Source organism: Clostridium acidisoli DSM 12555 (assembly GCF_900176305.1).
Classification (GTDB): Bacteria; Bacillota; Clostridia; order Clostridiales; family Clostridiaceae; genus Clostridium_I; species Clostridium_I acidisoli.
In genome coordinates, this window is sequence record NZ_FWXH01000022.1 from 23,898 (window position 1) to 33,028 (window position 9,131).

At 31.0% G+C, this 9,131-nt stretch carries 12 protein-coding genes; 2 read left to right on the forward strand and 10 right to left on the reverse strand.

Features of this window, described 5'->3' with window-relative positions; all coding sequences use genetic code 11:
- Positions 1-158 precede the first annotated feature (158 nt).
- On the forward strand, positions 159-422 hold the full coding sequence (locus B8978_RS16655; protein WP_084117424.1) for a hypothetical protein: 264 nt from the start codon (positions 159-161) through the stop codon (positions 420-422).
- Positions 423-630: 208 nt separating this feature from the next.
- On the opposite strand, the gene B8978_RS16660 is transcribed toward B8978_RS16655, so the two are convergent.
- The 6 genes from B8978_RS16660 to B8978_RS16685 form a co-directional block, all read right to left on the reverse strand.
- The gene (locus B8978_RS16660) at positions 631-1,356 is read right to left on the reverse strand and encodes a ZIP family metal transporter (protein WP_242950587.1); all 726 of its coding nucleotides are present in this window, start codon (positions 1,354-1,356) and stop codon (positions 631-633) included.
- A gap of 47 nt (positions 1,357-1,403) precedes the next feature.
- Positions 1,404-1,988, reverse strand: coding sequence for a hypothetical protein (locus B8978_RS16665; RefSeq protein ID WP_084117426.1), 585 nt, complete (start codon positions 1,986-1,988; stop codon positions 1,404-1,406).
- Positions 1,989-2,069: 81 nt separating this feature from the next.
- The gene (gene prfA / locus B8978_RS16670; protein WP_084117427.1) at positions 2,070-3,149 is read right to left on the reverse strand and encodes a peptide chain release factor 1; all 1,080 of its coding nucleotides are present in this window, start codon (positions 3,147-3,149) and stop codon (positions 2,070-2,072) included.
- Positions 3,150-3,226: 77 nt separating this feature from the next.
- Entirely contained in the window at positions 3,227-4,078 is an 852-nt protein-coding gene (prmC, locus tag B8978_RS16675) for a peptide chain release factor N(5)-glutamine methyltransferase (RefSeq protein WP_084117428.1), read from the reverse strand.
- The gene (locus B8978_RS16680; protein ID WP_084117429.1) at positions 4,078-4,992 is read right to left on the reverse strand and encodes a DUF1385 domain-containing protein; all 915 of its coding nucleotides are present in this window, start codon (positions 4,990-4,992) and stop codon (positions 4,078-4,080) included. The genes prmC and B8978_RS16680 overlap by 1 nt, the downstream gene beginning before the upstream one ends.
- Before the next feature lie 3 nt (positions 4,993-4,995).
- A complete protein-coding gene (locus B8978_RS16685) occupies positions 4,996-5,580 on the reverse strand; it encodes a thymidine kinase (RefSeq protein WP_084117430.1) in 585 nt (194 codons plus the stop codon).
- 227 nt (positions 5,581-5,807) lie between these two features.
- On the opposite strand from B8978_RS16685, the gene rpmE reads away from it, so the two are divergent.
- Positions 5,808-6,020, forward strand: coding sequence for a 50S ribosomal protein L31 (gene rpmE / locus B8978_RS16690; RefSeq protein ID WP_084117431.1), 213 nt, complete (start codon positions 5,808-5,810; stop codon positions 6,018-6,020).
- Positions 6,021-6,047: 27 nt separating this feature from the next.
- Here rpmE and rho read toward each other — a convergent pair whose 3' ends face one another.
- The 4 genes from rho to B8978_RS16705 all read right to left on the reverse strand — a co-directional run.
- Positions 6,048-7,598 (reverse strand): transcription termination factor Rho, encoded by a 1,551-nt coding sequence (gene rho, locus B8978_RS16695; protein ID WP_176212736.1) that lies wholly within the window; start codon positions 7,596-7,598, stop codon positions 6,048-6,050.
- 270 nt (positions 7,599-7,868) lie between these two features.
- Positions 7,869-8,213 (reverse strand): hypothetical protein, encoded by a 345-nt coding sequence (locus B8978_RS16700; protein WP_084117432.1) that lies wholly within the window; start codon positions 8,211-8,213, stop codon positions 7,869-7,871.
- A gap of 476 nt (positions 8,214-8,689) precedes the next feature.
- Entirely contained in the window at positions 8,690-8,857 is a 168-nt protein-coding gene (locus tag B8978_RS20090; protein WP_207651897.1) for a hypothetical protein, read from the reverse strand.
- 75 nt (positions 8,858-8,932) lie between these two features.
- A partial coding sequence (locus B8978_RS16705) for a glutamine amidotransferase-related protein (protein WP_176212737.1) occupies positions 8,933-9,131 on the reverse strand: 199 nt, incomplete at its 5' end.

The following is a 9,131-nucleotide window of genomic DNA, read 5'->3' on the forward strand; positions in this document are numbered from 1 at the left end:
TGTACTGACAGAGTTACTGCTGATAAATTTAATTTTATATACATAATTACTGGAATTATACTCCATGAATTATGTATAATAAGAATATGGAATTAATAACCAATCCTTTTTAAATTACAAGAGGTCATTTGAAATATATAGGGGGTACAGTGTGAAAAGTGAGAGGTAGATGGAGTGAAAAACAAACAGATGATAAATTACTGTATGTAATTAGCACTATTTGTTCTATAAGTATGATAATATTTGTATGTACACAGATTTTAGGTATTTGGAAAACTGGAGCAAATGTATTTTACCCATTGATGGGTGTGTCAATGTTAATTCAAACCATTCAGAATTGGAAGAAAAATAAAGAGGTTGATAAAGTTAGTTTATGTGCTACGATACTTCTTCTGGGGTTTTCAATTTTTAAATTTGTATAATGGATCTGATTAGCAATTTTAAACTATTATGATTTAGAAATAAAGTGGACACGTTGATTTGTCCACTTACATAAGTTCTATTATCAACATTAGTTTAAAACATATAGTTAATTCTTTAATGTTGCCGACTCGTGGCAATCTCTATAACCCTTACTTTGCAATCTCATATTATTTATGTAGTAAAATTGATTAATTGAACACACAATCATTATAAAGCCGTACACATAACAAATCCAAATAAAATTCCTAATAAAATTCCCATCTTACTTCTATTACCACCGCTAAACTCTATAGCTTCTGGTATCATACTAAAACAAACCACATATAACATTATCCCAGAGGCTAGTCCCAAACTAGTACCAAGAACAGTTTGGGATATATTGCCTATAAAAAGGCCCATCGCTGCTCCAAATGCCGTTGGAAGTGCAGTTATTGCTGTATATATGAATATTTTTAGTGGATTTACATTTGAGGCTAACATTGGTGCTGTTACTGCTAATCCTTCTGGTACATCATGTATAGCGATAAGTATACACATCTTCAAGCCAAGACTTCCTCCAACTACAAATGAGCATCCCATAATTATACCTTCTGGAAAATTGTGCAGCATAAGTCCCACTGCCGTTAATATTGCAATCTGCAAATGTTTATTAGTACAAATATTCCTTTTACGCAAGAAGTTGTCCACAATATAAATGAAAATTATCCCCATTATTATTGTTATAAGTGTATAAATAAAACTCCATTTATTTAAGCACTCTGGTATTAAATCAAAAACAACAACTGAAAACATTAGTCCTCCAGCAAAACCTATCATTGATGCAAGTAGTTTTTTAGACGGCTTCTTTATTAAAAGGCCTAGGGCTGAGCCTAACAATGTTCCTAAAAGCGATACAACACTTAGAAATAAAAATAATATTAAATTACCATTCAAAAAATATACCTCCATATCTATAATCTTTTATTTATAGATATGGAGATTCATTCAACTATATTCCTATACTCTTTTATCTTCGCTATGGATTCTTCGGTAAATGCAGCTATTGTGCAACCTTTATATAGTTCATTTAGCAATGAATATTTTTTATATCCACCGGTTTTTATAATAGTATAAAAATATTCCTGTTCAAGATTTCTTTTTTTTAATTTTCCATAATAATATCCAGCATAAGGATAATTTTTTAAAAAGTTTATATCTACTGGTTTTACACATTTATTTCTTAATTTAGTTTTGCATATTAATACAACATGCATATCTTTATCATTTCCCTCAGCATGTATAAGCTCTATCTTGTCACAAGCCACACTTATTAATTTTTTAGGAAACCCTGCATCTATTCTTATTTTATTAATATCAACTTCGTAGCTTAAACTCTCATTATTTATTCTTAATAACACAAATAACATTATTAGCAGTTCAATTATAACCAAATATACTATAAAAAACGTATTTGTCTGCTTAGAAAAATATAAAATTACAGGAAGAACAATAATTAGCATAGCTATAGCCACAATAAATCTTCTAAATTTAGATTTTTGCTTTTTTATAGCTTTCTCTATATTCATGAGCGTTGCCCTCCTGCAAATATATAGTCTTTGGAGCAATTATCAATTATTCCAAAAACTATATTTATTGATTTATCTAAATTATACTGCTTCATTCCCCATAGCTTCCATTTTTTCAGCTTGTTCTTCAGTTATAAGAGCATCAATAATTTCATCTATTTGCCCATTAAGGAATGAATCTAACTTGTATAGTGTAAGACCTATTCTGTGGTCTGTAACTCTTCCTTGTGGATAATTATAGGTTCTTATTCTTTCACTTCTGTCTCCAGTTCCAACTTTGCTTCTTCTGTCTTCTGCAATTCCTGCTGATCTTTCCTCTTGAGCCTTTTCATAAAGTCTAGATCTTAAAACCTTCATAGCCTTTTCTTTATTTTTAAGCTGACTTTTTTCATCTTGACATGAAACAACAAGCCCAGTTGGAAGATGAGTTATTCTAACCGCAGAATCTGTTGTGTTTACACACTGTCCGCCGTGTCCAGATGCTCTAAATACATCAATTCTCAAATCATTGGCATTAATTTCAACATCTACGTCTTCAACTTCTGGCATAACTGCTACTGTAGAAGTTGATGTATGCACTCTACCACTTGATTCTGTATCTGGAACTCTTTGAACTCTATGAGCGCCACTTTCAAATTTAAGTCTGCTATATGCACCTTCACCTTTTATCATGAATACAACTTCCTTAAAACCACCTATGTCAGTTTCATTAGCACTCATGACTTCAACTTTCCATCTCCTGATTTCTGCATATCTTGTATACATCCTAAATAAATTTGCAGCAAATAGTGCGGCTTCTTCTCCACCAGCACCACCTCTTATTTCAATAAAAACATTTTTGCTGTCATTAGGATCTTTTGGAAGAAGTAAAATTTTAAGTTCATCTTCATATTTAACTACGTCTTGTTGAAGTTCCTTTATTTCTTCCTGAACCATCTCTTCTAGTTCTTTTTCAATTTTTTCATTTAACATTTCACGATCTGCTTCTAAGTCTTCTTTAGCTTTTTTGTATTCTCTATATTTAGCAACAATTACTTCTAAATCAGCATGTTCTTTGCATAATCTCTGCCATTCTTTTTGGTCTGCCATAACTGTTGGGTCACTAATTTTAACTGAAAGCTCTTCATACTTATTTTCTATAAAATTTAGTCTCTCAAGCATTATTTTATCACTCCGTATTTATATTTTACTAATTGTATATTATAACACATAACACTTACTATAACTACAATGTATGTCTAAATTAATTTTCCTTTCACTACTCTGTCATTACTTGATAAGTCCTTAATGCATATAACATCTTTAAATCCGCTGTCTTTCATTAGCTTCATCACTTCTTCTTTTTGATCATATCCAATTTCAAATAGTAACGTACCACCTGTATTTAAAACTTCCTTAGATTGTATTACTAACTTTCTATAAAAATAGAGTCCATCTTCTCCACCACAAAGTGCTATAAATGGTTCATAATTTTTAACATCTTCCATAAGTGTGTCTATTATATCTTTTTTTATATAAGGAGGATTTGAAACCACAACGTCAAACTTTTCCTTATTTTTAATTGCATCAGACAATAAATCACTTTTATTAACCTTTATCCTATGGTTAAGTTTGTGCTTATTCACGTTCTCTTCAGTAACTTCTAATGCAATATCTGAAATATCATAACATATTACATTGGTTGCCTCCTCATAATATGCTATAGCTACGCCAATGGCTCCACTTCCACAGCATACATCACATATGTTTTTGTAATTATTTATTTTAATTTCCTTTAGAGTTTCTTCAACAAGTATTTCTGTATCCCCTCTTGGTATAAGCACTCCTTCTTTTATAAAGAAATCTATACCCATAAACTCAGCCTGCTTAATGATGTATTTAACCGGCATTTTTTTCTCTCTTAGTTTTATTAGCCTAATATATTCATCTGCAATTTTATCTTCAACTGTCATATCTCTATTTGTAATTATGAACAATTTATCTACATTTAAAGCCTCTCCTAATAGCAGCTGAGCATCTAACATATAGGTCTCTATATTTACTTTTTTTAAAGTGTCATATCCAAATTTCAAAAGTTCTTGAATTTTCATTAGTACTCTATTCCTTCCGCAGCCTTTAATGCTGTGATAGCTACTTCTAATTGGCTATCATCAGGTTCCCTTGTGGTAAGTTTTTGAAGCATAAGTCCAGGGTAAGTTAATAATCTTACTATTTTATTATTGCTTCTTCCCATAATTTTTATTACTTCATAAGTAAGCCCTGATACTATTGGAAGCATTACAATTCTAGTGACAATTCTAAAGGTAAATGATCTCCACCCAGTGAGTGAAAAAAGGAATATGCTCACTATCATAACTAAAAACATAAAATTTGTTCCACACCTTGGATGAAACCTTGAATATTCTGCTGCATTATTTGGCGTAAGCTCTTTGTTATTTTCATAGCAGAAAACAGTCTTGTGTTCTGCTCCATGATATTGAAATAACCTGTTTATGTCTTCCATTTTACCAATTAAAATAAGATACAAGAGAAATATACAAACTCTTATTAGCCCCTCTATTAAATTTAACACTATTGGGTTTTTAATGTTGAAAACTTTAAATATATTTGCAGAAAAAGTTGGCAATATGAAAAATATCCCTATGGCAAATACCATAGATACAACCATAGATACGCCCATAATAACATCCTGACCCTTGTCCTTAAATAACTTTTCTACAATTTTATCAAATTTGGATGGTGTCTCATCCTCCTCGTCTTCAAAAAACGATGCAGAGTAATTTAAAGTTTGTATACCTACTACCATAGATTCAACAAGAGAAACAAAACCTCTTATTATAGGAAGACCTAAAATTTTATTTTTCTTTGTATATGGTATTGTTTCCTTAACATCTACTACTATGCTTCCATCACTTTTTCTTACTGCCGTAGCAATGCCTTTAGCCCCTCTCATCATTACGCCTTCAATTACAGCTTGACCACCTACTGTATTTCTTTTATCCATATTTTACACCCCATCTTTTGGAACCTCATGACACTTTCTACATCTAGCTTCATATGACTCTGTAGCTCCTATAAGTACAATTTCACCATTATAATTTGCTGGTTTTCCATCAATAAGTCTTTGAGTTCTAGTAGCCGGATTCCCGCAAACCATACAAATTGCTTGTATTTTATCAACAAATTCAGCAGCTGCCATAAGTTTTGGAACGCAACCAAATGGCTCGCCTCTAAAATCCATGTCAAGTCCTGCACATATAACCCTTTTGTTATCATCTGCAATTTTATTTAATATTTCAACTATGTTATCATCAAAAAATTGGACTTCATCCACAGCTACTACTTCTGTATCTTCCTCCAATAGTTTTATTATATCATTACTGTGTTTTATTGGAATAGCATCTTCCTTTTCTCCGCAGTGAGAAACCACATCGTCTTTACTATATCTAACATCAATTTCAGGTTTAAATACCTGAACCTTTTGTCTAGCTATTTTTGCTCTTCTTATTCTTCTTATTAATTCCTCAGATTTTCCACTGTACATCGGTCCAACAATTACCTCTATCCAGCCATGATTTTTGGGTCCGTACATATTTTCATTTCCTCCTTAAGATTATGGACTATAAATACAATATATATTCTATCAGATGTAATATATTTATTAAAGAGTGTATGAAATATAGTTACAAGTTCTTCGCAAATTCTTACTATTACGGCCTAAATTACCTAATAGTTTTATTGACTATGCTCTTATCTGTGTGCTATAATGTTAAAGTTGATATTGTAGTTATTATCGTGTATTTGAAAGAGGTGAAAAACATGAAAGAAGGCATACATCCAGAATACCATCATGACACAGTTGTTAAATGTGCATGTGGAAATACTTTTACAACTGGTTCTACTAAAAAAGAACTTAAAGTTGATATTTGTTCAAATTGCCATCCTTTCTTCACTGGACGTCAGAATTTTGTTGACGTTGGTGGTAGAGTTGAAAGATTCAGAAAGAAATACAACTTATCAGAGGAAGAATAATATTTTGAATATTAAATGGGAAAGATTTTATCTTTCCCATTTTTCTTTGTTTATAATATCTATTAAATCCTTATTGTTTTTTGTTTCACTCATAAGGTTTATAATTTTTTCGGTTACACCTTGAGTGTTATTTTCATTATATAAAACTCTTCTAATTGAATATGCTGCATCGTATTCTTCTTGTGATAAAAGGAGTTTCTCTTTTCTAGTTCCAGATTTATAAATATCAATTGCAGGGAATATTCTTCTTTCTTGAAGTTTTCTATCTAAGTGAACTTCCATGTTTCCAGTACCCTTAAATTCTTCAAAAATCATGTCATCCATTCTGCTTCCAGTATCCACAAGTGCAGTAGCAAGTATTGTAAGACTTCCGCCTTCTTTGATATTTCTTGCTGCTCCAAAGAACTTTTTAGGCATAAGTAAAGCACCTGGATCAAGACCACCTGACAATGTTCTTCCAGTTGGAGTTATAGTTAAATTGTATGCTCTAGAAAGTCTTGTTAAACTGTCTAAAAGTATTACTACATCCTGACCTTGTTCAACCATTCTTTTAGCACGTTCTAATACCATATATGCTACTTTTGTATGGTGTTCTGGTTCTTCATCAAAAGTTGAATAAATAACTTCACCTTTTATTGAATCCTTCATATCTGTAACTTCTTCTGGTCTTTCATCAATTAAAACCACGATAAGTTTAGCTTCTGGATGATTTAACGATATACTTTGAGCAACTGTTTTAAGAAGTGTAGTTTTACCAGCTTTAGGTGGTGCAACAATCATGCCTCTCTGTCCTTTACCTACAGGTGCCAAAATATCCATTAATCTTGTAGATAATTCTTTTTCATTCTTTTCAAGTTTAATTCTTTTATTAGGATAAATAGGTACAAGTGTTTCAAAAGGTTTTCTTCTAACGGCTTTTTCTGGATGCTCACCATTTACACTTTGAACATATAGAAGTGCTTTAAACTTTTCTCCTTCTTTAGGAGTTCTTACTTTTCCTGAAACTTCATCACCTGTTTTTAAATTAAATCTCCTTATCTGAGATGGTGAAACATATATGTCATCAGGACCTGTTAAATAATTTTTGCCACGTAAAAATCCAAAATTATTGTTATCAACAAGTTCTAATACACCTTTTGCAGAATCCGAATCATGGACCATTTCTTTAAATTTGTCATCTTTTTCTTCCCTAACAAATCGTTCATTGCCACTTTTTTGAGTTTCCGTATTGCTTTTAGAAGTTTGACATTCAGGTTTTACACTGCTTGCATTGCCTATTGTATTAATTTTTTTTACAGTTTCATTCTCTGATTTTTTTACAACTTCTTTTTCAATCGTTTTATTATTTTTATTTACTGTCTCTTCTTTATTTTCATTAGAAATAACGTTTTCGCTACTTTTAGGCGTTATTTTTTCTCTAAGTACAACCCCATCCTTCTCAATAGATACAGGAGAAACTTTATTTATTTCCTCAATAAGCTCTTTTTTCTTAAACTTTGATAAGTTTTTTATTCCAAGCTTTTTTGCTATTTCTTTGATTTGGACAAGCGTCATGCTTTCTATGTCATCTTTACACAAAAAGAAACCACCTCCATATTATATTTTTAGATATCAACTATTAGGGAATTTAAAAAGAATTAATAGAGATATGAATGTTATTAATATATTAAAATACACAAACTTTTTTAATTTTTGTTTAAATGTATTTCTATCTTATCTATAATAACCTTAAAATTGTTTTTAAACAATAGCTTTGACTTAATTTATATAATAAAATAGAAAAATCATATAACTGTTTATACACTATACAATTTAATCTAACATATTTTAAGAATTACTTTTTAGAATTTATATCATAGCATAAATCATGCTATTTATATAAATTTGTTTGTTTATTGTATCAGATATCATTTCAAACTCTCCTATAAAAAATACTGTTAAACCTGAATTTTCACATCCACTAGTAAACATCTTAGTGTTTCTAAAATCGTTTATTTTAAATTTATAGCAGTGATTCTTTCCACAAATTGGACATTTAATTTTAATGTTTATTTCAGCATGTCTAGTCAAATTAATTTTACAATTTTCAAATTGTTCTCCACCATTTTTAATTTGAAAAATACTAAAATTAAAAATTCTATATTCTCCTACTTCACTTTTTAAAGCGAGACTTAAGTTAGTATCACATAACATAGTTTCCCCCCCAAATAACTTCACATACCCAAAACGTATAAAATTTTACTCTGTTTATCCGATGACTACCATCCGTAACACTCCCATCTTCTTCAAAGTGGGAGATAACGGCTGCTACGTCTCTGGATAACGATTTCTAAGTTTCAGATGGAGAAAAAACTGCACCTGAAACCAAGAACTCTGTTTATATTATTCTATAAAATTTTAAAAACTCCTTCATATAGATGGAGTAATTTATCTTTAATTGCAGCTTTTTCATAATAGTGAGAAATTGCGAAGTACATCGGTTAAAGATTTTCATCATAGCTAAAGCTAGATGAAAAGATTAACGAAAGCCTTCGGCTAGATGGAAGAATTGACGAGGCTAATGCCGTCAAAAGTGATAGAAGTTACTTATGTATCAGGTAGTTGTGTTTTTAGGCGTAGCCTATGATGCTAACATTATGGTTAGTATTGCAATAAAGTGAAACTTGCACTCAGATAGGGTTTTGGGTTTGACACCATCTAAGTGCAAGTTTCACTAATATCCAGCGCGCAGCATAGCATAGAAAAATCATCCTAACCCTTTTGCTGCAAGCAAATTCTCTCACCATTAACGGCATTACCGTTAATTCTTTAATCTTGCCACTCTGGCAATCTTTCACCTTTTTACTCACGCAGTAGAGTAAAAATCTTTAACCAGTTGCCTCGCACTTTCTTCATAATTACAACCTTACATATTATTTATTTTTTAAAGCTGCTTTTATAAATTCTCTGAATAATGGATGTGGTCTATTTGGTCTTGATTTAAATTCAGGATGGAACTGAACTCCAACAAACCAAGGATGATCCTTAACCTCAACTATTTCTACTAATCTATCATCTGGGCTTGTACCTGCTAGTATAAGTCCATTTTCTATTAATTGCTCTCTAAATTCA